Annotated in this window: 14 protein-coding genes; 12 read left to right on the top strand and 2 right to left on the bottom strand. The window is 50.7% G+C overall.

Annotated elements, in window-relative coordinates; all coding sequences use genetic code 11:
• Window positions 1-470 precede the first annotated feature (470 nt).
• The 12 genes from AT746_RS08575 (at window position 471) to AT746_RS08515 (ending at window position 19,725) form a co-directional block, all read left to right on the top strand.
• Window positions 471-1,751, top strand: coding sequence for a citrate synthase (locus tag AT746_RS08575; RefSeq protein WP_062479162.1), 1,281 nt, complete (start codon window positions 471-473; stop codon window positions 1,749-1,751).
• Window positions 1,752-1,985: 234 nt separating this feature from the next.
• Window positions 1,986-5,090: an efflux RND transporter permease subunit gene (locus AT746_RS08565; RefSeq protein WP_062479156.1), complete on the top strand. Its 3,105-nt coding sequence runs from the start codon at window positions 1,986-1,988 to the stop codon at window positions 5,088-5,090.
• 3 nt (window positions 5,091-5,093) lie between these two features.
• Window positions 5,094-6,146: an efflux RND transporter periplasmic adaptor subunit gene (locus AT746_RS08560; RefSeq protein WP_062479153.1), complete on the top strand. Its 1,053-nt coding sequence runs from the start codon at window positions 5,094-5,096 to the stop codon at window positions 6,144-6,146.
• 58 nt (window positions 6,147-6,204) lie between these two features.
• Window positions 6,205-8,670: a YdbH domain-containing protein gene (locus AT746_RS08555; protein WP_062479150.1), complete on the top strand. Its 2,466-nt coding sequence runs from the start codon at window positions 6,205-6,207 to the stop codon at window positions 8,668-8,670.
• Between the two features lie 37 nt (window positions 8,671-8,707).
• Window positions 8,708-8,854 carry a YnbE family lipoprotein gene (locus AT746_RS08550; protein WP_373286106.1) on the top strand — a complete coding sequence of 49 codons (147 nt, stop codon included), beginning with the start codon at window positions 8,708-8,710 and terminating at the stop codon, window positions 8,852-8,854.
• 7 nt (window positions 8,855-8,861) lie between these two features.
• Window positions 8,862-9,185 carry a YdbL family protein gene (locus tag AT746_RS08545; protein WP_420480307.1) on the top strand — a complete coding sequence of 108 codons (324 nt, stop codon included), beginning with the start codon at window positions 8,862-8,864 and terminating at the stop codon, window positions 9,183-9,185.
• Window positions 9,186-9,188: 3 nt separating this feature from the next.
• On the top strand, window positions 9,189-9,716 hold the full coding sequence (locus AT746_RS08540) for a mechanosensitive ion channel family protein (protein ID WP_062479138.1): 528 nt from the start codon (window positions 9,189-9,191) through the stop codon (window positions 9,714-9,716).
• The gene (locus AT746_RS08535; protein ID WP_062479133.1) at window positions 9,716-10,681 is read left to right on the top strand and encodes a D-cysteine desulfhydrase family protein; all 966 of its coding nucleotides are present in this window, start codon (window positions 9,716-9,718) and stop codon (window positions 10,679-10,681) included. Before AT746_RS08540 ends, AT746_RS08535 begins: the two co-directional genes overlap by 1 nt.
• 323 nt (window positions 10,682-11,004) lie before the next feature.
• On the top strand, window positions 11,005-12,069 hold the full coding sequence (locus AT746_RS08530; RefSeq protein WP_062479129.1) for an efflux RND transporter periplasmic adaptor subunit: 1,065 nt from the start codon (window positions 11,005-11,007) through the stop codon (window positions 12,067-12,069).
• 18 nt (window positions 12,070-12,087) lie between these two features.
• Window positions 12,088-15,384 carry an efflux RND transporter permease subunit gene (locus tag AT746_RS08525; protein WP_062479126.1) on the top strand — a complete coding sequence of 1,099 codons (3,297 nt, stop codon included), beginning with the start codon at window positions 12,088-12,090 and terminating at the stop codon, window positions 15,382-15,384.
• The gene (locus tag AT746_RS08520; protein ID WP_062479123.1) at window positions 15,371-18,436 is read left to right on the top strand and encodes an efflux RND transporter permease subunit; all 3,066 of its coding nucleotides are present in this window, start codon (window positions 15,371-15,373) and stop codon (window positions 18,434-18,436) included. The genes AT746_RS08525 and AT746_RS08520 overlap by 14 nt, the downstream gene beginning before the upstream one ends.
• Window positions 18,437-18,516: 80 nt before the next feature.
• On the top strand, window positions 18,517-19,725 hold the full coding sequence (locus AT746_RS08515) for a bifunctional alpha/beta hydrolase/OsmC family protein (RefSeq protein WP_062479120.1): 1,209 nt from the start codon (window positions 18,517-18,519) through the stop codon (window positions 19,723-19,725).
• An 8-nt stretch (window positions 19,726-19,733) separates the two neighbouring features.
• Here AT746_RS08515 and AT746_RS08510 read toward each other — a convergent pair whose 3' ends face one another.
• Window positions 19,734-20,768: a cupin-like domain-containing protein gene (locus tag AT746_RS08510; protein WP_062479117.1), complete on the bottom strand. Its 1,035-nt coding sequence runs from the start codon at window positions 20,766-20,768 to the stop codon at window positions 19,734-19,736.
• 104 nt (window positions 20,769-20,872) lie between these two features.
• Window positions 20,873-24,046: an EAL domain-containing protein gene (locus AT746_RS08505; RefSeq protein WP_062479112.1), complete on the bottom strand. Its 3,174-nt coding sequence runs from the start codon at window positions 24,044-24,046 to the stop codon at window positions 20,873-20,875.
• Window positions 24,047-24,151: the final 105 nt, after the last annotated feature.

The raw sequence follows: 24,151 nt of genomic DNA, 5'->3' as shown, positions 1-24,151 counted from the left end.
ATTACAATTTTTGTTACAACCGAATCGGCCTTCGACGACATAGTAAAGCATCAATTGAACAAAAATCACTCTACGACTTTTTTAAGCCCTCGTATTTTGTTCACAACACGACCTTGTCTGATAAAATAGTTCTGAAACATCAGTCAGGATCAATGCTGCGCTGCCCCTGAGCAGAAGAATTGCTGTCCTGCCTCAAACAGCGATAGAAGCAAAGCCTGCCGATGTCAGTAGCTGTAGCGCGGCGATAGCATAGCGTTTTGCAAGCGTTCAGGAACACTGGACTTTAGTTGAATAGATATCGAACGAAAACGCATTAAAATTGACTTGAGCAGCTAATATCAGTACAAATAGCCGCACTTTTTATGCCTATGTGAGATTTTCCCGTTAATCCGGGAAGCATTTCTTAGCGTATGCAAAGAGCTGAAAAGTTCCATTAAACACCACAGAAGCAATCTGAAGGAGAGCATCTTATGGCAGATAAAAAAGCCATCATGAAGGTAGGTGATAAGGAAATCGAACTTCCTATTTTATCCGGGACTGCGGGCAATGACGTCATCGACGTAAGACCCCTGGGCGCGAATGGCTATTTCACTTTCGACCCCGGCTTTATGGCCACCGGTTCCTGCGAATCTGATATCACCTATATCGATGGTGCCAACGGGGTGCTGTTACATCGTGGATACTCGATCGAAGATCTGGCCCGCGAAGCTGAATATTTAGAAGTATGTTACATGCTGCTGCATGGTGAAGCACCCAACGCCGAGCAATATGCTGAATTCAAGCACACCATTACCCGCCATACCCTGGTACATGATCAGGTCAATAATTTCTTCCGTGGCTTCAGACGCGATGCCCACCCGATGGCAATGCTGTGCGGTACTGTAGGCGCAATGGCGTCTTTCTATCATGATGACCTGGATATTGCCGACCCGGATCAGCGTATCCGCAGTGCTTATCGCCTGGTGGCAAAAATGCCGACCCTGGTCGCCATGTGCTACAAATACAATGTGGGTCAGCCTTTTGTCTATCCACGTAACGAGTTGTCTTTCGCTGAGAACTTCCTGAATATGATGTTCTCAGTACCGGCCGAACCCTATCATTCCAGTGAAGCGGTGATTCGGGCCATGGATCGCATTTTCACCCTGCATGCGGATCACGAGCAGAACGCTTCCACCTCCACCGTCAGACTGGCCGGTTCTTCAGGGGCCAATCCCTATGCCTGTATTGCCGCTGGTGTTGCTTCATTGTGGGGCCCCGCCCATGGCGGTGCCAACGAAGCCTGTCTGAATATGCTGGAAGAAATCGGCTCTGTGGATCGTATTCCCGAATTTATTGAACGGGCCAAGGACAAGAATGATCCTTTCCGTCTGATGGGCTTCGGTCACCGGGTTTACAAGAACTACGATCCCCGTGCCACGGTAATGCGTGAAAGCTGCCACGAAGTACTGGCAGAGCTGAATATCAAGGATCCGTTACTGGATGTGGCCATGGAACTGGAGCGCATTGCGGTCAGCGACCCTTACTTTAAAGAGAAGAAGCTGTTCCCGAATGTTGACTTCTACTCGGGCATCGTGCTTAAAGCCATAGGTATCCCCACTAACATGTTTACCTGTATCTTTGCGCTGGCTCGTACTGTTGGCTGGATCTCTCACTGGCATGAAATGCTCAGCCAGCCCGGGCAGAAAATTGGTCGCCCTCGTCAGCTCTATACCGGCCATGCGCAGCGAGAATATACCCCGCTGAAAAAATAATTAGCGTCCGTACCTGTTATAAAAATGCCAGTCAGACAATCTGACTGGCATTTTTTTATGCAACAGACAGCCACTTGCAAATGTAACCCTGCAGGCCTCAGATATTTCAGTCTGTAACAGAGTATTAACCGGTGCCTTTTTCACCCCGGATTTGCTGTCAGTGGGCGCAAAGCCATGGCGCAAAAAACCGTTCAGGCTAGGCTTCTGCCAACTTAATAACAATATCCCAAGTCTATGAACCTGACCCGAACAAGTATAAAAAATCCGGCAGCGGTGTTCGTATTGATGGCGTTGTTGCTGGTGTTTGGCATCATTTCGCTGTTTAAACTACCAATACAACTGATTCCGGATATCGAACAACCTCAGATTAACATCGGCTCGGGGTGGCGAAATGCCGCACCTGAAGAGGTGGAGTCGGTGATTATCGAACCACTGGAAGATGCTGTTCGCAATACCCCTGGCGTCACAGAGATCACCACCAATATTCAGCGTGGCTTTGGCAACATAACCCTCACCTATGAAGTCGGTACCGACATGCAAGGTGCAATGCTGGATGTGATCAACCGGCTGAATCAGGCCCCCCCTTTGCCGGTTGATGCTTTTGATCCTGTTATCAGTGCCGGCGGTGGCAATCAGGGTGGCACATCGGCGGCCGCATCGCTGTTGATCAGAACCATTGATAACAATCCGGCACCGGATATTTCTGTCTATCAGGATGTGATTGAAGATCTGGTTGAGCCCCGGCTGGCAGGAATTGCCGGCGTGTCACAGGTTAATCTCAACAGCCAGCGGGCCGAAGAAGTGCGCATCACCTTCGATGCCCGCAAAGCCGCCTCACTGGGTATTCCCATCAGCTCTATCCGCAACCGGCTGGCCGGCGCCACCGATGCCTCAGGTGGCTTTGCCGATGTGGGACGCCGTCAGTATACGGTTCGCTTTGCCGGTCAGTATCAGATTGAACAGATGGGACAATTAATCATTGCAGAAGTGGACGGTGTACCGGTTTACCTCAATGATATTGCCAGTGTCGAGCGCACCCTTACAGACAGAGCAGGCCTGACCCTTCGCAATGGCGCACCGGCCTACTACATCACGGTACAGCGCACTAATGGCGCTAATTCCGTCGCCTTACTGGATGATATCAACAGGGTGATCAGCGAGCTGAATCAGGGCCCACTGGCGCAACATGGTCTGCAAATCGATTTAAGTTTTGATTCATCTCAGCATATTCGTAACGCGCTGACCCTGGTAAAAAGCAACCTGGGCCTTGGTGTGTTGCTGGCACTGGGGATTTTATGGCTTTTTCTGCGAAGCTGGCGGGCTACCTTAATTATTGCCCTGAGCATTCCTTTTTCGGTAATGGTGGCCTTTTTAGCCCTGAATCTGCTGGATCGATCACTGAATGTGATTTCACTGGCCGGCATCGCTTTTGCTGTAGGGCTGGTACTGGACGCCGCTATTATTGTGCAGGAAAACATCGTGCGCCTGAAAACAACCGGGCTGGACGACAAAAAGGCCGTATTCAAAGGCGCCACCCAGGTTACCGGCGCCCTGTTTGCCTCTACAGCCACCAGCGTAGCGATCTTTCTGCCCATATTGCAAATGCAGGGCATCGAAGGCCAGCTATTTTCCGATCTGGCCCTGACCCTGTCTGTGGCTGTGATCGCTTCGATGCTATCCGCCATCACCATCATTCCCCTGGTCAGCCGATTTGCCCTGACGCACAAAGAAGCGCAGGATCCGCTGCAAAAGTACTGGCACAAGCTGGCGGCCAGACTCATGGTGCTAACCGACAGCCACAGCAAACGTCTTGGCTGGATTGGCGGATTATTGTTCGGATCATTACTGGTCATCGCTTTTTTGTTACCGAAAACAGACTTTATGCCCCGTGCGCCCATTGATGGCTTTTTCTATAACTTCAATCTGCCCCCGGGTGGCAATATTGATTTTCTGGAACAAGAGCTTGCCATGCGCATTAAAAATCGCCTCGCCCCCTATATGAATGGCGACAAACAACCGGCAATTAAAAGCTACAACTTTTATACCTTCGGCCCTAACGCCAGTGGCGGCTTTATTTACGCCGATGATCCAACCCGGGTAGAAGAGCTCATGACCGAAATCCGCACTCAGGTACTCAGTGACCTGCCGGATACCCAGGCATTTTTGTTCAGAGGCTCAATGATCAATGTCTCAGGTGGTGGCAACGGCCGCTCCATTAATATTGATTTGCAGGGGCCGAATCTTGAGCCCTTAATGCAAACAGCAGCCAAAGCTATTGAGCGGATTAATCAGGTGATGCCGGATATCAGTGCTCAGCCTGTGCCGGGCCTGGCCATGACCGAACCGGAATTACGCCTGTTACCCAATGACAGACGCATCAGTGATGCGGGGCTGACACGCGCTGAGATGGCGAATATGGTCAGGGCCCTGACCGGCGGGCTGTTCGTCAGCGAATACTTTGACGGTAACGACAGAATGAACATTATTCTGCGCGCCCAAAACTGGCAGCATCCCGATCAACTGGCCGCGTTGCCGGTTTATACACCGCTGGCGGGAATACAAATGATGGGGGAACTGGCCGATGTGACCCGCACGGTTGGACCGAGTCAGTTACGCCGGGTCAATGGCAAGCGCACGGTGAGTCTGATTTTAAACCCTCCTGAGACGCTGTCTCTGCAGGAGGCCATGGCCACCATCGAAGCAGAAATACTGCCGCTCATCCGCGCCGAACTGCCAGCCGATGCCAGTGTCCAGGTCAGTGGTAATGCTAATCGCATGAATCAGGCCATTGAAGAAATGGCACTGAATTTTGTGCTGGCTATCTTTATTCTGTTTTTACTGATGACGGCACTGTTTAAATCGTTGCGAGACAGCTTGCTGGTGCTCAGCGTAATGCCGATGGCGGTGGCCGGTGGTGTACTCAGCCTTTGGCTGCTCAACCTGTTTAGTTTCCAGTCACTGGATTTGCTGACCATGATAGGTTTTATCATCCTGCTGGGGCTGGTGGTCAATAATGCCATATTGTTGGTGGATCAGACCCGGCGCAGCCAGTCAGAAGGCCTGAGTTTACGTGATGCCACCGAGCAGGCGGTCAGCATCCGTGCCCGCCCGGTTTATATGAGCACCCTGACCAGCCTGTTCGGCATGTTGCCACTGATGCTGATGCCTGGCGTGGGCTCCGAAATCTACAGAGGGCTGGCCACGGTTATCGTCGGTGGCATGGCCATCAGCGCCCTGTTCACTCTGGTTCTGCTACCTGCCTTGCTGAGACTGGCAGACACACGGCAACTACAGGACATGGTCACTGTTAATCATTTATCAAAAATCCACGCGGAGTAACCCATGAACCCTTATCTTAAATTACTTGTCTCCATGGTGTTTATAAGCCATGGCCTGTCAGCCGCGGAACCTCAGCAGTTAACTCCGGTGTCGGTAGAACAGGTACAGGAGCTTACTGTCAGCCCCAAAGTGGAATTTGTCGGCAGTATATACAGTCGCAACAACGCACAATTGACCGCGGGTGTGGCCGGACGTTTACAGTGGATTGCTGAACCCGGTGCGCAAGTTCAAAAAGACCAGAAAGTGGCACAGATAGATCCCCTGCCGCTGCAACTGCAGCAACAGGAGCAGCAGGCGCAGATCAAACGGGCCCGTATTGAGATGGATTATCTGCACGGTGAAACTGAACGTCTGGCTGAACTGGCTAAAACCCACAGCGCATCGGCCTTTGAACTGGCGCAAATGCGCTCACGTTTTGCTCTGGCCGAATCTGATCTCCACATCGCACAGCTCAGGCTGGCACAAATTGAAGATCAATTACAACACACTGCCATTCTGGCGCCTTATTCCGGCGTCATTACCGAACGTTTGCGTGAAGCCGGCACGGATGTGAACCGCAGCGATGCCTTGCTGATGTTGCTGGACACCTATCAGCTGGAAGCCCGTATTCAGGTACCGGTGAAATATCTTGAGGCGATACGCCAGACTGAACAGGTGTTGTTACATCAACAGGGTGAAAGTCTGTTGGCGGCGGTCAGTACCCTTATCCCCAGTGCCAATATGCGCTCACAGGCATTCGAGATACGTGTATCACTGCCATTAACAAATTCCGGCAATTGGACAGCGGGTCAGCATATTACTGCCAGCTTACCGACCGCATCGGACAGTAACCGGCTCAGAGTGCATCGGGATGCCCTGTTGCTGCGCCAGGAAGGAACATTTGTGGTAGTGGTAGACGAGCAAAATGTGGCCCATCGCCAGAAGGTCATTGTTGGTCCTGGTGAACAGGACTGGGTCAGCGTTAAAAGCGACGGGCTCAAAGCCGGTGACCGCGTTGCCACCAGAGGTGCTGAGCGGCTCACCGATGGCCAGCGAGTCAGCATTACCAACAGTTGATATTGACAGCTTCATCTGAGTACACTCTGGAGTTCTGATTCTCCATACCAGGCAGGTTATGAAAAAAGCACTGACAGGGACTGCACTGCTGTTATTGTTATTAACAGCCATCTGGTTTGCCCGTAATCCCCTGCTAATGGGACTGGCAAACCTCTATCTGAAATCCTACGCTGTCACTATTGAGTGCCTTGATTTTCACTTAAACGGCCTGAGCAAGGTGACTATTGATGAGGTATGCCTGTCGTCACCCCAGGCGGATATCAGGGTGCAGCAGGCTGAGTGGGACCACAGCGCAAGGTCACTGAACATCAACAAGGTCGATGTTTTGCACCAGCAACAACCACCAGGTTCCTCTTCAGATCAACCGGCCAGAGCGCTTAAATGGCAGATCCCGGATCTGCCTGCTATCAATATCAGTAATATCAAGCTCTCCAGCCCCCTGCTTAAAACACCCGTCAACCTCTCTCTTGAATACCATCAGCCACAGTTGCGCCTGAGTGGCCCGGTACTGCTGCAAGCAAGACTTGAAAACAACCTTTTAAGCGGCACCCTTAAATGGCACCCGGCAGATCTGGCGTCACTGGCAGAGCTGCCAGCGAACCTTGAGCAGAAGATTGGTCACAACCCGATTCAGACCAACTGGACATTTGATGGACAGACCCTGGACAGCCAGCACCAACTCAGTACTGAGGGATCTGTAATCCTGGCTGAATCAGATGCAGAGCCTCCCTGCACGGTGCAAATTGAAGCCAGTGGCAGCCTTGGTCTTCGTGTAGATATTCTCAGTCAGCAGGCCATAGTGGATCTCTCGACGCTGCCTGTCAGTTTATTCGCACAAGGCTGTTCTCACTTGTTACCCGAATCATTGACGAAGTGGCAGCCTGATAAATTAGTCCTTCAGATACCTGAGCCAGTTAATCTGGAGCCTCAGAGCATTGCAGCACCAGAAATCAATATCCGCAGCGAGTTACCGCTGAAGGCAGTACTAACCCTGAAGGATGTCGCCTCGGATTTCCAGCAACTCAGCGCGGCTTATCTGCTGCAAGCAGACAATAAGTCAGGTCATTGGCAGGGTGAAGGAAAACTGAAAATCAATGATGTCACCGCGCTTACAACCCACACACTGCCTGATAACATAAGCGTTAGTGCAACCAATCATCACCTTGTCATTGAACAGTTTGATTACAAAGGTATCACGCTGTCGGCTCTGCAGGTTGACTTAGATGCCAGTTATCAACCCGAACAGGGGCTGGACACTGACATATCAATGACCATGGACTCCCTGGCTCAGGGGGCACTTGGTGGTGAAAAACTGCAACTTAAACTCAGCCTGAGTTCTGCCGATCTTAAAAAACTGCAGGGTGAGATAGATATCAGCGCCGACAGACTGACCAGCAACTTGCTGCAGGTGGCAGCGTTACGACATAAGAACAGCTTCGGTTATGATGGCAGTGCGTTTAGTCTTAAGGGCACAAGCAGTGCGAAACTTGTCCTTGTGCAGGGCACAGAAATCAAACAACCGAAACTGACGCATCAGGCCCACACCACAATAGCTATTAACCAACCCACTACAGCGCTGGATAATCTGACATCCGCTCATACATTCAGTCTCGCCTCAGGTTTTTATGCCGAACTGTCGCAGCAGCAACAGCGATTTGATTTAAAGATCCCGGCGCAACCGGTAAAGCTGCTCAACAATCTGCTGCAACAACAAAGCCCGCCTATCCGGGCTGGTCAGGGTAAGATAAGCGCCAACCTTGATTACCGATTAAATACGGGGCGAGGCACGGGCAATTTGACCATCAGCGATGTGGAAATGGCCTATGGCAAATACCTGGCAAAGGGCATGAATCTTATGCTGGATGGTAAACAGGATTCAGGTAAGCTTCAGATTGCCCCCGCTACTCTGACAGTAGATTCACTGCAAACAGGTGTGGATATCCGTGCAGTGAGTGCGCTTATAAAATCACAAGAGAGTGATGTTGTGATTGAGGAGTTAAAGGGGCAGTTATTTGATGGTCAGTTTAAACTGGACAAGCTGATCTTAACGGATGAACCTCAACGCAGCCTGCTGACCCTTAACAATTTGGATATGGCCCGTATTCTGGAACTGCAACAGGAAACCGGAATCGATGTTCAGGGGCGGGTCAGCGGCAATATTCCGCTGCATATCCACAATCGACAGGTGGAAATTCGCAATGGCAGTATGTTTAACCTGAATCATGGAAAACTGCAGATAACAGATAATGCCGCCTTTGCTGCGCTTAAGCAGAGTCAGCCACAATTGGAACCGGTGCTGTCGCTGTTACAAAACCTGGAGTTCACAGAGCTGAATTCCGATGTCAGTATGCAGCCAAATGGATTACTCTTTCTTGATATGCAGATAAAAGGACGTAATCCGGATAAAAAACAGGATGTGAATTTTAATTACACCCATGAAGAGAATATCTTTACGTTACTCAGAGCATTGCGCCTGGGTGAAGAAATACAAGACAAACTGGAGCAAGGAATAAATGAGGATTGAGGCCGTGAAGATTGTCAGCCTGTTAGTGGCAGGCCTGATGTTATCTGCCTGTACCCATAAAGTGCAGGTGGAAACCAAAGAACCCATTACCATTAACCTGAACGTGAAAGTCGATCACCAAATCCGGGTCAAAGTGGATAAAGAGCTGGATGATCTGTTCAGTGAAGACAGTGAATTATTCTAAGGAGCATATGATGAAATTACTCAAAACACTTTTTATTCTGCCGTTTATACTGCTGGCCTTCAGCGCCGCTGCCATCGAACTGGATGAGGCCAAAGAACAGGGACTGGTAGGTGAACAAACCGATGGCTATCTGGGTATCATTAAAGAAGCACAGGGTGTGCAGGAGCTGGTGCAGGAGATCAATAGCAAACGTAAAGCTAAATATGAGCAACTGGCCAGGCAAAATAATATTAAGCTCGAACAGGTGGAAGCGCTGGCCGGTAAAAAGGCCATAGAGAAAACCCAGGCGGGTCACTATGTGTTGCTCAGCGGCAACTGGGTGAAGAAATAAGCCATGCAGAACCAGATCCTGTTGCTGCTGATACTGCTTGGATTGTATTTTCTCAGTGGTACGGCTATCCGTATCTTTGTACGCCGGGTAGTGGAAACCAAAGAAGCGCCAAACAAACGTAAAGCGCTGATCAAGAAAGTATTAGGCATTAGCCACGTAGTGGTGTTTCTTTTCGCTGCGCTGATGATACTGGGAATCGACTACGCCAATCTGGTGGTGTTTTTATCCTCCACCTTCGCCATATTAGGTGTCGCTTTGGTAGCCCAGTGGTCCATTCTCAGCAATGTCACCTCGGGTATTCTGATCTTCTTTAACTTCCCCTATCGGGTCGGCGATCGTATTCAGGTTGCCAATAAAGACTATGAAATGGTGGGCGTGATTGAGGAGATCAGTACCTTCCATGTGATGATCAGAAAAGACGAAGGTGAGCTGATCACCTATCCCAATAGTCTGATCCTGCAAACCCCGGTGATTAAGCTTCCCATGAGCGAAAAACCGGTTCACAAGCCCGAACAACCGGAGTCCGACTAATGCTGACTAAACGACTGCCGTTGGGAATTTTGCCCACTCCTGTAGAACCAATGCTGCGATTAAGCGAGCACCTTAAAGGACCACAACTGTGGATTAAGCGTGATGATCTTACCGGCCTGGCCTTAGGCGGCAACAAGACCCGTAAGCTGGAATATATTCTCGCCGAAGCCACAGAGCAAAAGGCAGATTGCATTATTACCGCCGGTGCTATTCAGTCTAACCACTGTCGACAAACTGCCGCTGCGGCGGCGCGGCTGGGGCTGGAATGTCATCTGGTGTTAGGTGGCGAGGAGCCCGCGCAGGTTAACGGTAACCTGCTATTGGATAAGCTGTTTAATGCACGGATTCACTGGGCCGGTGAAAAGCGCAAAGGTGAAGATATTCCGGCGCTGGTTGAAAGCCTGAAAAGCGCTGACAAGCGCCCGTTTGTGGTGCCCTATGGTGGCTCCAATGTCACCGGCGCCCTGGGCTATGTCAATGCCATGGCCGAATTGCAACAACAAACTGAACTGGCATTCAGCCATATTGTTTTTGCCTCCGCTTCCGGGGGAACCCATGCCGGGTTGCTCAATGGGGCCAGAATGACAGGTGCTAAAACAAAAATTCTGGGTATCCGTATCGATAAGGCCGAATCAGCAGAGCAAAGCTTTGCCGGGCGGGTGCTGGAGCTCAGCAATCAGACTGCCGCGCAGCTTGGACTTGAGTCATTCAGCGAGCAGGATGTATTTCTTAATACTGATTATCTCGGTGGTGGCTATGCGGTAGTGGGTGACGCTGAGAAACAGGCCATTGAGACCCTCGCCCAGAGTGAGGCCATTTTACTGGATCCTGTGTATACCGGTCGCGCCTTTGCCGGTCTGTTAGATTTAATCAGACAGGGTTATTTCAGTGCTGAGGACAGAGTACTGTTCTGGCATACCGGCGGCGCACCGGCTCTGTTTGCCTATGCCGATAAAATCAGCTGATTGCTGTTAATACCAATCCGCATAGATAATTGCACTATGCGGTTTGGTATTACTTATTTGCTTACAATTCCCCGCTACTGAACCACCCGGTTCACGGCTATTATTTTTGTGTTTCCTTTTCGCTACTAATCAGGTTTTGTCATTTATTGGTCAGATTTATCAATCAAGTGGCGTGATTTACTAAACGCAATTACAAGCCCTATCTATAATATTGTTTTCAAAGGGTTTTATATCTGGCACAGGCTATGCAAAAACAATTAGTAAAGAGTATGTGATTAACAGACTCGTCATTATGTATTCACTAACACCAGGATATCAGGGACATGTATAACAAATTGATTAAATCAGCCTTTGCCCTCTCATTATTCACCTCCGCCAGTCTGCTCAGCGGTTGTGGTGGCGCCGATGCAAAAACTAATACCGACACGGCCAAAGAGGTGATTGCCATCCCGGTAGAGGTGGCAGGTCTGAGTAAAGGCGATATTTCCTCCGCCTACAGCACCACCGCTATTCTGGAAGCCAAAGAAGAAGCCTTTGTGGTGGCCCGGGCCTCCGGCATCATTCGCGAAATTCTGGTGGAAGAAGGCGACTATGTGGAAAAAGGGCAAGCCCTGGCGCGACTGGAGACTGAGCGTTATCAGCTTAATCTGGACAGATCACAGGCCAACCTCAGCAGTATCGAAAAAGAACTGAAAAAAGTCCGTGACATGCATGCAAGAAAGCTGGTCAGTGATGATACCTTCGATAAACTCAGCGCCGCTTACGATGCCGCCAAAGCTGATCTGGATCTGGCCCGCCTGGATCTTGCTGAAACCACTATTACGGCGCCGATTTCAGGCTTTATTGCAGAACGTAATGCCAAAGTCGGCAACCTGACCGAGTCGTTCCAGCGCGAACGTATGTTCCATATCGTGCAGCAAAAAGAACTCTATGGTGTGGTTCATCTGCCGGAAAAAGAACTGCCAAGCGTGCATAAAGATCAGGCAGCCGGTCTTACCATCACCGCATTAGGCGAACAACAGGTTGAAGCCTTTGTAGAACGTATCAGCCCGGTTATCGATTCACAGACCGGCACCTTTAAAGTCACTTTGCGGGTTCCTAATCCACAAAACCAGCTTAAAGCCGGTATGTTTGCCCAGGTAAACCTCAATTACGCTACCCATCAGAACGCCACCTTGCTGCCCCGCCGCGCGATGCTGAATATCGACGACAAGACTTCAGTGTTTGTGGTCAAAGACGGCATTGCCAGCAAACAGGAAGTGGTCACAGGCTTTAGTGAAGGCGACAAAGTAGAAGTACTGCAGGGTCTTAGTGGTGATGAGCAGGTGGTGATCACTGGTCATCATAACCTTAAAGATCAGGCCACCGTCGAAGTGGTTAACGGCTAAATCCCGAAGGAATCTGTTATGAGTATTGTGGATATTGCCGTAAAACGGCCGGTTACCGTGTGCATGTTTACCTTTGCCATCATGCTGTTTGGCATGGTGTCATTATCAAGACTGGCACTGAATTTACTGCCTGAACTTTCCTACCCTACCCTGACTATTCGAGCCGACTACCCTGGTGCCGCGCCAGCGGAAGTGGAACAGCTGGTGTCAAAGCCGGTGGAAGAGAGCATCGGTGTGGTCAAGGGTGTGCGCAGCGTGAAATCCATGTCCAAAGCTGGCCAGTCTGACGTCATCCTCGAGTTTGAATGGGGTACAGATATGGATATGGCCAGTCTCGACGTGCGTGAGAAACTCGATGTACTGCAATTGCCTCTGGATGTGAAAAAACCGCTGCTGATGCGTTTTAACCCGGATATGGATCCTGTTCTGCGACTGGGCCTGACCCAAAGCGACCTGCTGCCCGGCGACCTGCAGGCCCACAAACGCCTGCGGGTATTTGCCGAAGAACAAATCAAGCGCAAGCTGGAGTCGGTAAACGGGGTAGCCTCAGTCAAAGTCGGCGGCGGACTGGAAAATGAGATTCAGGTATTGGTGAACCAACAAAAAGCCAGTCAGCTGAATATCACCATGGACGAAGTTATTCAGCGACTCAAAGCAGAGAATATAAACAGCTCAGGCGGCCGGGTACAGGAAGGCAGCCGCGAATACCTGGTACGCACCTTAAATCAGTTCCGCGATCTGGATCAGATGCGTCACCTGTTTGTGGCCACCCGCGAAGGCCGGCATATACGCCTTATGGATATCGCCGAGGTACGTGACAGCCACAAAGAGCGTGATGCCATCACCCGCTTCGATGGCCTTGAGGGCGTGGAAATCGCCATTTATAAAGAGGGCGATGCCAACACCGTTCAGGTGGCCGAAAATGTGCGTCAGCGTCTTGAGCAGGTTAAAAAGGAGCTGCCTGGCAGTTATCAGTTAGCCAAGGTCTACGATCAGTCCCGCTTTATCGCCAGCGCCATCGAACAGGTGAAATCCGCCGGTATCGTCGGCGGCCTGCTGGCCATGGTGGTGCTGTATCTGTTTCTTAAAAACCTCTGGCCCACCCTGATCATTTCACTGTCGATTCCGGTGTCTATAATCGCCACCTTCAACCTGATGTACGCTAATGATATCAGCCTGAATATCATGAGCTTAGGCGGCATTGCCCTGGCTATCGGTTTATTGGTGGATAACAGTATTGTGGTGCTGGAAAATATCGACCGTCATAAACAGCACAATACAGACAAAACCGAGGCTGCGGCCAAAGGCACTAAAGAAGTGTCCAGCGCCATCGTGGCCTCCACCCTCACTACTATGGCGGTATTTTTCCCACTGGTGTTCGTAAAAGGCATTGCGGGGCAGTTGTTCAGCGATCAGGCCCTGACCGTGACGTTCGCCCTGGGTGTATCCTTGGTGGTAGCTCTGACCCTGATCCCCATGCTGGCCTCCAGAGAAAAACAGCCGCAAGCGGATGCCCCCCGTGACCAGTTGGATCTCAGTGCTGACAACAAAACCAAAACACCAGGCAGGTTCAGTCGTATTATCAACATTATGCTGTGGCCCTTTGCCAAACTGGTCTGGCTGATATCCAGACTCATCTATCTGATCAGCTTTGCCTTCAGTACCTTTCTCATCGGCACTAAAGCGTTACTGGGTAAGTGTTTCGGCGTTATCCTGCGCCCGGTACTCTGGGCCTTCGACCGCCTGTTCAGCGCCATCGAGGGCTTTTATGCCGCCGTACTGGCCCGTGCACTGAAACAGCGGATACTGGTACTGTTCAGCATTGTTGGCCTGTCTCTGGCTTCGGTGTTATTGCTGCCAAGACTGGGCATGGAACTGATTCCGTCTATGGCACAGGGTGAATTCCACGTAGAAGTGAACCTGCCAACCGGTGCCCGGCTTGAACAAACCGATACCATCATCGCCGGACTGACCGATTTTACCAACGCACTGGATAAAGTTGAACGTACCTACTCGCTGGCCGGTACCGGCAGTCTGATGAATGCCTCCAGTGCACAGGGCGGCGACTACTGGGGCAAACTTAATGTGGTGATGAGTGCCGACAGCAGCGCTGAGGATGAACTTAAGGTAAAAGAGCAGATGCGCGAGTATCTGCGCACACAACCCGGTGTTAAAGCCAAGTTCGGCAGCCCGCAGCTGTTCAGTTTCAGCACGCCGCTGGAGATTGAAATCACCGGCTATGAGCTCGGCGCATTGTCACGCCAGGCCGACCGGCTGGTCGCCATGATGCAACAACAGGATCGTTTTGTGGATATTAAGTCCAGTCTTGAAGCCGGTCATCCTGAGCTGAAGATCTATTTTAATCACGCCAAACTGGCCCAGTTAGGGCTGACCGCCTCTGATGTGGCAAAACTGGTGTCCGCTAAAATAGGCGGTGAGATCGCCAGCCGCTATTCCATCGATGATCGCAAGGTGGACATTCTGGTGCGCAGCCAGGCAGATCAACGGGATTCCATTACCGATATCGGCAATATGATTGTCAACCCGGGGCAAAGCCCGGCCATTGTGCTGGATGCGGTGGCCGACATTCAGATGTCAGTGGGCCCAAGCGAAATCACCCGGATAGGTCAGGAGCGGGTAGCCATCATCTCGGCTAACCTGGCTTATGGCGATCTCGGCGAAGGGGCGCTGGCGGCCAAACAGCTGGTGAATCAGTTGAACCTGCCACTGACTATGCAGGCCCGTGTGGCCGGCCAGAATGAAGAAATGCAGGTATCTTTCGATTCCCTCAAACTGGCCCTGCTGCTGGCGATATTTATGGTTTATCTGGTGATGGCCTCACAGTTTGAGTCCTTGCTGCATCCGTTTCTGATCCTGTTTACTGTGCCGCTGGCCTGCGCTGGCTCCATTTACGGCCTGTATCTGAGCGGCACCCATATCAGCGTGGTGGTGTTTATCGGGTTGATTATGCTTGCCGGTATTGTGGTCAACAACGCCATCGTACTGGTGGACCGAATCAATCAGCTTCGCGCCGCCGGCAGCGACAAACACAGTGCCATTTTCGAGGCCGCCAGCAGCCGTCTGCGACCGATACTGATGACCACACTCACCACCACCTTAGGCTTATTACCCATGGCGCTGGGCCTGGGTGAAGGTGCAGAAATCCGCACTCCCATGGCGGTGACCGTGATCTGGGGGCTGGCCTTTGCCACCCTGCTCACCCTGCTGCTGATCCCGGTGCTTTACAGCCTGTTTGATCGCAAGGCCTTTGTCCCGGCGTCTGTTAATGGGGAGCTTAGCCATGAAGCAGTTTGATAATATGGGCGCCTCACTGGCCGCCTTTGCTATCCGCAAACCCGTTACTCTGTGCATGTTTTTCTTTTCCATGCTGCTGATGGGGCTGCTCGCAAGCCGGCTGCTGCCACTGGAGAAATTTCCCGGCATCGATATTCCGCAGCTCGTGGTGCAGGTGCCCTACAAAGACGCCAGCCCGGCTGAAGTTGAGAGGATGATCACCAAGCCGGTAGAGGAGGCGTTGGCCACCCTCTCCGGTATCAAGCGCATGACCTCCACTTCCAATGAAGACAGAGCGGAAATCTTCCTTGAGTTTGCCTGGGATGAGAATATCAGTGCCAAGAGTATCGAAGCCCGAGAACAGATCGATGCCATCCGCGACGAACTGCCCCAGGATGTGGAACGGGTTCTGGTATACAAGTTCAACACCAATGATATGCCAATCTTTCAACTGCGCATATCCAGCGAGCGGGACCTGTCCAACGCCTATGATCTGCTTGAACGCAATCTGAAAATGCCCATCGAGCGGGTACCCGGTGTCTCCAAAGTGGAGCTTTACGGTGTGCTCAAAAAGCAAATTGCCATACGCCTTGACTCAAACCGTATCGCCGCCTTGCATGTGGATGTCAATGAACTGAGCAAGACCCTCAGGGATGCCAATTTCTCCATGAGCGCCGGTCATATAGAAGATTTAAACCAGAAGATTATGGTCAACCCTCAGGGTGAGTTTCGCTCAAAACAAGAGATTGAAGATCTGATCGTCCGCCGGGGCATTCACCTCAAAGACATTGCCGATATCAATTATGAAAGTCCCAAACGCACCGAAGGCCGCCACCTGGATCGCAGCTATGCCATCGGCCTGAATATTTTCCGCGAATCCACCAGCAATCTGGTCGAGGTTTCTCAGGCGGTACTGGATGTGATAGACCAGGCCAATGACAATCCGGCCTTTAACGGTATCAAGCTGTTTATCATGCAGGATGAAGCAGACAGCGTCACAGAGTCACTCAGCGATCTGCTGCAGGCGGGTTTGATCGGTGCCCTGCTCTCGGTACTGGTGCTGTACGGCTTCTTACGTCAGTGGACCAGCACCCTGATAGTGGTGTTATCTGTGCCCTTTTCCATCTGTATCGCGCTGGCCTGTATGTATTTTATGGGTTACAGCCTGAATATACTGTCAATGATGGGCCTGATGCTGGCGGTGGGGATGCTGGTTGATAATGCGGTGGTGGTCACTGAGAGCATCTTCCATGAAAAAGAATCCGAGCCCGATGCCATTAAAGCCACTAAGGCCGGTGTCTCCAAGGTCAGCCTGGCGGTCATCGCCGGTACTGCCACTACCGCGATTGTATTCTTACCCAATATTATCGGCACAAAGGTCAATGTCACGGTATTTCTGGAACATGTGGCGATCGCTATTTGTATTTCTCTGTTCGCCTCTTTGCTGATTGCCCAGACCCTGATCCCACTTCTGACCAGCCGCCTGAAGCCAAGGCGCAAGCAGAATGATCGCGGACCAGGGCGCTTCCGGCGTCTGTATCAGTCAGCCCTTCACTGGACCCTGGCTCATCAGGGCAAAACCGCGTTGATTGCTCTGGGAATTCTGATCAGCACCGCAATCCCCATGGGGGTGGTCAGCAGCGATCAGGATAATGAGAACCCCAATAATCAGCTGTGGCTTAATTACAATATTCAGGGTAACTACAGCCTTGAAGAAGTAGAAAAAGAAGTGGATCGCATGGAAGCCTATTTGTATGCCAATCAGCAGCGGTTCCATATCAAACAGGTGTACAGCTATTACAATACCGGCCATGCCGTATCAGGTATTACCCTGAATGACGAATTACCGATTAAGCAGAACAAGATCAAGGAAATGATCAAGGAGGATTTTCCGTCTTTTGTCAGAGCTAAACCCAGCTTCAGCTGGAATCAACAAAACGGTGGTGTGCGTCTGACCCTGCTCGGCCAGTCTTCTGAGGTACTGATGGAAATGGCCGATCGTATTGTGCCTGTACTTAAATCGGTACCGGGCCTGACCGATGTGCGCGCCGATATCAGCGCCGACAAAGAAGAGCTGCAGATATTGGTAGACAGGCAGAAAGCCTTTCGTTTCGGCATCAGCGCCGAAGACGTGGCCAATGTGGTCACCACGGCTCTGCGCGGCAATAATCTGCGCACCTTCCGCCATGGTGACACCGGAGAGGTGGATATTCGCCTGATGTTTGATGAAAATCTGCAACATTCGGTAGAGGCGCTTAAAAACCTTACCGTCAAACGCAGTGAAACCCAGAATGTGACCCTGGATATGCTGGCCGATATCCGCATCGTGCCAAGGCTTTCTGAGATTCGCCGTTACCATCGTCAGACCGCTCTGGCTATCGGCGCTAATCTTGAAGAAGTTGCCACACTGGAACAGGCCCGCAAAGGTATTGAAAATATTATGGCTAACATTGAGCTGCCCGCCGGCTACAGCTGGACGCTGGATGGCAGTTTCCGTAATCAGAATGAAAATGAATCGGTGATGCAGATCAATATGCTGCTGGCTGTGTGTATGATTTATATCGTGATGGCCGCATTGTTTGAATCCCTGCTGTTACCCACTGCCGTAATCACCTCACTGCTGTTTTCCTTTACCGGGGTATTCTGGGCCTTTTTGCTCACCGGCACCTCGATGTCGATTATGGGCATGATAGGGATGTTGATCCTGATGGGTATCGTGGTCAATAACGGTATCGTGCTGGTTGATCGGGTGAATCAGCTTATTGACGAAGGCTATAAAGCCACTGACGCCATTATCGAAGGCTGCCTGAACAGAGTCCGGCCGATACTGATGACCGTCGCCACTACCATTCTGGGACTGATACCTCTGGCGCTGGGCGGTACACAGATTGGTGGTGACGGCCCGCCCTACTCACCCATGGCAATTGCTATCATTGGCGGCTTGCTGTTCTCAACCCTGACCAGCCTGCTGTTGCTGCCACTGACCTATTTGCTATTGTTGAAACTGCGCCAGAAAACCGGCCAGATGATCGCCAACAGCAAAGCACTGGTGAGCCGGATTAGTGGTGCATAAACCCGCTTAATTCCTGCACTGTTGTTTAACGGGGATAACTGGCATCATAACGCTCAGTTATCCCTGTTAAGGAAAAAACCATGCGCATCGAGGTCAGTTTTGCTGGCAGTGACGGTAATTTAAGCGGCCTGCTCGAGATGCCACTGAGTCCCCCACGCTGTTATACCCTGTTCGCCCACTGCTTTACCTGTACCAAAGACATTGCGGCGGCTTCACGTATTGCCAGAGCCCTTACCCAAAAGGGTATCGCGGTGTTGCGCTTTGACTTTACCGGCCTTGGTAACAGTGACGGCGATTTTGCCAATACTAATTTTTCCTCCAATATCGGGGATTTACTCAAGGCCTGTGAGTTTTTGCGCCAGAATTATCAGGCGCCGCAGCTTCTGATTGGTCACAGCCTTGGCGGTGCGGCGATACTGGCAATGGCAGACAAGGTGCCGGAAGTTAAAGCGCTGGTCACTATCGGTGCACCTTACAATGCCAGCCATGTGATTAAGAATTTTGGCGATGCCGTAGAACAGATTGAGCAACAGGGTCAGGCCCGGGTCAGACTGGGTCATCGCCACTTTCACATTCAAAAACAGTTTCTGGATGATATCGACCAATACCAGGGCATGGGGCTTACACAGCTGAACAAAGCGCTGTTAATTATGCATGCACCTGGCGACACCCAGGTCAGTATTAATGAAGCTGAGAAGATTTATCAGGATGCCAGGCATCCAAAAAGCTTTATCAGTCTTGACGATGCCGATCACCTTTTAACCCGAAAAGCCGATGCCGAATACGCCGCCAATGTTATCTCAGCCTGGGCCGGCCGTTACATCAGTCCTGTGCAACCGCAGACCAACGTTGCACCAGGCCAGGTTAAGGTGGCGGAGAAAAACCACAAATTCACCCAGCATGTCAGCAGTGACAGCCATTACTGGCTGGCCGATGAGCCCAAAGACATGGGTGGAGAGAATATGGGCCCCGATCCTTATGAGCATCTGCTGGCCGCATTAGGCGCCTGCACCGCCATGACGCTGAGAATGTATGCCACGCATAAAAAGCTACCGCTGGAGCACGTGGAGGTAACCCTCAGCCATCAGCGCCAACATGGCAAGGACTGCGCGGATTGTGAAGGTGATAATCTGGAAGTGATTGAACGCCAAATCACGCTCAAAGGAGAGCTGGATCAGGCCCAGCGCCAGCGGCTGTTAGAGATTGCCAATAAATGCCCGGTACATAAAACCCTGCACAGCCATCTGACCGTTAAATCAGTACTGGTTGATACCAATCGAGCCAAATAATTAGTCAATCAGCGTATTTGCTGAGCCAGCCACTGGTGCAACTGAGCGGCCATCTCCGGTGTCAGTTGTCCCAGAACCCCACGGGCAGGTTCCGGAATGTGAGCGGCGGGATCTGCGCCCTCATCAAAAAGATAATGATCGAGAATGCTTTTCCAGGCCTGGCGCTGGCCCGGTGTCATATTTTTGGTTACCTGCATGCCGTGCAACAAAAAGGTAAAAGGCATAGAACTGGAAACGAATGAGCCGCTCCACCAATAGTTAACCAGAATATTGAAGGGCTCCAGCGATTGCACATGGTGCCACCAGGGTGAGGGAATATACACTGCATCGCCGGCTTCCAGTTCGACCGACAGACCATGTTGATACGCCTCGGCATAGCGGGGAAAACGCAGCAGATCAGGTTCGTGTAAATCCACCAGACTTACTGGCTGGCCAGCGGGTGTATAATTAAGCGGGCCGATATACAGATTAGCTAACTGCTCCGGCGGAAAAAACGTGAAACGCCTTCGCCCCGTCGCTACCACAGCAATATTGTTGGCCTCATCAAAATGAGGAGACACCGTCAAACGATTACCTACCCAGACAAATGGCTTGGCCGTGTCACTGACAAGGGGATTAGGGATCTTATCCAGTAAAGCGGGAAACCCGGAGGTGACCGGTACAGATTGAAAGCAGCGCTGCTCCTGAGCCTGGCTGTCACAATTGATCATCTGCTCAATGCCCCTGGCAAGATCAATATCCTGTAGCTGAAAGTTCATGCCATCAAGACTCTGGTTGTAGCCAATACGGCCCTTTATATCAGCCGGGGCAATCACCATTCTGTGCACGATTCTGGCCGCCCGTTGTTGCAGATAACCGGCCGCATCCCCGGCGCTCTGCCTGGCTGCCTTAACGATATCCCAGTCCCGGGCAAAGCCTTTAAATACCGCAGGCTCAAACTTCGGCACCACATCAGTGCTAAAACGCTGTGGGGTCATGCTGTGGTAAATAACAGGCTGTGGAAGGGTTTCAAGAAGGTAATCAGTCTGTTTATCACAGGGCATAGTGTTTGATCTTAATTCGGCCAGGGCGCTATCTTAGCAAAGATATACGGGGTTAAAACAGACTGCCTGGGTGGCCAGCGGCTATTAGTACCTATTGTCTGTTGTTACAAACGAAAAGGGTTACCCTGAATCAGTAAAGCCTGTATTGCTTCCGATGATATTGGATGACTGAATAAATACCCCTGTACCTGATCACACCCCATATTCTTTAAGATATTAAGTTGCCTGATATCATCAACACCTTCGGCAACGACTTTAAGTCCCATATTGTGAGCCATAGTGATAATGGTCGAAACAATGATCATGTCATAGTCGTGCTGTGACATCTTGATAATAAATGAACGGTCAATTTTCAGGCTATCTATAGGCAGACGGGCAATATAACTAAGAGATGAATAGCCGGTACCAAAATCGTCAATGGCCACTTCTAATCCTAGTGCTCTGATCGCAGAGAGCTTACTTAAGCTGTCTTCAACGTCTCCCAGCAGCATACTCTCTGTCAGCTCCAGATCCAGCAACATATCCGCCCCCAGGGCACTCACCACTTGACTGGTTCTGGCAACAAAGTCACTTTGTTTTAATTGAAACGCAGATACATTGACCGCAACCCGCGGCACAATGACACCTTGTTGCTGCCAGCTGAGAATATCTCTCACGGCCTGCTCCATAACCCAGTTACCAACATCAAGAATCAATCCGGTTTGCTCCAGCAGAGGAATAAAATGAACCGGAGATACCAGCCCCAGAGTCGGGCTTTGCCAACGAATCAAGGCTTCCAGACCACTAATCCGGCCCGTTTTCAGGTCCACTTTAGGCTGGTAAAACAGCACAAACTGATTATTCTCCAGAGCCTGACGTAACATATTCTCCATTTCCAGAGACTTGGTGACCTTGTCCGACATCTGCCGGTCAAAGAATACAAAGGGGGCGCCTTTGTTCTTAGCCCCTTTTACCGCCAGCTCTGCATTGAGAAATAGCGACTCCGCATTATCTCCATCTTCCGGAAATAATGCGATGCCCGCTTTGGCTGAAACTCTTAGGTCATCACCATTAAGCTTAAATGGTTCGTCCACACAGACCTTAAGAAGGTAATCCAGGGTTCTGGCAACATCATCTGCATGTCTGAAATCGGGAAGTAATAACGCGAACTGATCGGCGCCCACTCTGGCAAGATGTGCCGAGTCTTTCACTTTCTTTCGCAATCTTTGCGCCAATTGTCGAATCAGGCTGTCGCCAGCCTGGCGACCGAAGGTATCATTGATGGTCTTAAACCGATCCACATCTATGATCACTAACGCCAGGCGCTCAGATTCGTGTTGTGAGATATGAATAAGCTGGCTCAGACGTTCGTGAAACAGGGTCCGGTTAGACAACCCGGTCAGCGCATCATAGTAGGCAAGATAGTTAGCCTGCTCCGTCTTCTTGATATAGTCCAGAGCAAAGGAAATGTCATTGGCTAACTCGTTCAGCAATTTCATCTCAGTAGCATCGAAGAAACCTTTTTCTTTTGCGAACAAAACAAGCATACCTACGACCTGCTCTTCGGCTTGTATCGGTAATGACACAACAGAGTAATATCCTTGCTTTAGGGCTTCCCGACCAAACGAGCCAACAGATTTCGCGGTGCTGATATCGTTACAATACACCGGCTCAATCCGGGATACAGACTTTCCTAAAATTCCGGCCCCGGCATTATTCGCATTGAGCCCATCAAGGCTGTCTGTAAGAGTGCTTGTTTTGGGATCACCGTTTCGGTATACCACCTGTGTGATCTCACCTGTACCCGGCTCCAACTTGCCAAGCCAGGCCAATGCAAGTTTGCCGTGCTCTACTGCAATGTGGCAAACTTCTTCAAACAATGCTTTGCGTTCGTGAATCCTGACAATGGCAGAGTTAATCTGACTCAGCACTGAATAAATCCGGGTGAGACGGGCAATCTTTTCTTCGTCTGATTTACGCTTGGTAATATCCTTGGCAATACCGGCAAAACGATAAACCTGCCCCTGTGCATTGTGGACAGGAAAACCGCGATCATGGATCCAACGAACCGAGCCGTCAGGTCTGATTATCCGGTATTCCAGATCATATTCTGTATCCTCATTCAGCTCGGTGGGTATCAGCTTGCGATCTTCCGGGTGCACTGCATCCATCCAGCTATCAGAGCGTTTGTCGCCGGGTTTGTTGGAACGTCCCCAAACATCTTCAAACGCCGGGCTGATATAAATATCTTCGCCCGTTTCCACTGACACCAGCCAAAACACATCATGGATATTCTCGGCAATCTGTCTGAACCGCTCCTCCTGCTCTAATAAGCTGGCATATAAACTGCCATTTTCATAAATTCTTCCGGCCTGAGCCGCCAGTATGGTGAGCAGTCTTTCGTCCTCTTCATTGAATTTCTCTGCTCCGAGTCTCTCACTCAAACAGATCCAGCCGTATATTTTGGATAAAGACATAATCGGAACGGCAAGTACTGAGTTCACATCAGGGTGACCGGAGGGAAGTCCCGGATTACGCTTCTGCCTGTTAATATTTTCCCTGCGTACGGTTTTTTGCTTCTTCATCTGGCTGGCGATATTGCCTTGCCACAAGTCGGTAACCTGCATCTTCGCAGACACCTCCTCGGTGAAACCACTAAATGAGGTATAAAGCCGACTGTGATCGTGCTTTTCTTTGACCGCCAGCACCGCATATTTTGCCCCAATCAACTTGCGGGAGATCTGACACAGACTGTCCATCAGCGCCTTGGGATCACGTTCCGATGCCAGTTGCAGGTTAATTTCAATCAGCGTGGCATAGCGTTCATTGGTGGAGCCTAAGTCATCGGCCAGATATTTGAGTTTATTGGTGAGCAACTGCAAATGTCGCTGATCCAGTTGCTCTCTTTCAGGCATTGGGGATAGCACAGTCACTTCTTTAAGGACCCGCTCCACTGTATCCAATACAATTTCAGGATCACTGGGTTTGGTCAGTACATCAGATACACCACAACTGCTGGCCAGATTTTTTGCCTCATGCTCATGATAACTGGCCGTATAGAAAATCACCCGGGTTTGCTCTATGTCTGGCTCTGCCCTGACCCGTTTAACAAACTCAAAGCCATCCATCGTCGGCATCAGTACATCGGCAACAACCAGATCCGGATGGGCTTCCCGCACCTTTTGCAGTGCTTCCTTACCATCTGCTGCTTCGAGTACCCGATAACCACGGTAGCCGAATAATGTGGTGAGAAATTCCCGGCTAACTGCATGATCATCAACCACCAATATGGTTGTCACTGCTGTTGTCCCTTTCGATCTAAGCATTGTTCTACTTCTCGCAATAAATCCTGTGGTTCCATCGGTCGAAACAGGAACTTGTCTGCCCCCAGTTCAAGTCCTTTT

Origin of the sequence: Lacimicrobium alkaliphilum, assembly GCF_001466725.1 — a bacterium.
GTDB classification, from domain to species: Bacteria; Pseudomonadota; Gammaproteobacteria; order Enterobacterales; family Alteromonadaceae; genus Lacimicrobium; species Lacimicrobium alkaliphilum_B.
Note: the sequence above shows the minus strand (reverse complement) of the source record. Positions and strands in the feature narration are given on the sequence as shown.